The sequence below is a fragment of the Paraburkholderia sp. BR10954 genome, assembly GCF_040965775.1.
GTDB classification, from domain to species: domain Bacteria; phylum Pseudomonadota; class Gammaproteobacteria; order Burkholderiales; family Burkholderiaceae; genus Paraburkholderia; species Paraburkholderia youngii.
Genome location: NZ_JBFRCK010000284.1, coordinates 1 through 297, shown reverse-complemented (window position 1 = coordinate 297; position 297 = coordinate 1). Strand labels below are relative to the sequence as shown.

Here is a 297-nt window from a genome sequence, read left to right as displayed (position 1 = left end):
AGTGACGTGAAGCCGGAAGTGGCCGTTGTCGATCGCGGCTACAAGGGTGTCATCGTTGATGGCGTGAAGATCTACCATCCGGGATTACGGCGAGGAATCACACGTGGACTACGCGAGATGATCCGAAGGCGAAGTGCGATCGAGCCAGCCATCGGCCACATGAAGGCAGACGGGAAGCTCGACCGGAACTGGCTTAAAGGCGCGCTCGGCGACGCGATACACGCAGTGCTGTGCGGCGCCGGCCATAACCTGCGGATGATCCTCAGGAAGCTGAGGCTTTTTTACGCCGCTGTTCTG

Annotated in this window: 1 pseudogene; it reads left to right on the top strand. The window is 59.6% G+C overall.

Annotated elements, in window-relative coordinates:
• Positions 1-297, top strand: a pseudogene (locus AB4Y34_RS42250) (IS5/IS1182 family transposase); the annotation flags it as partial.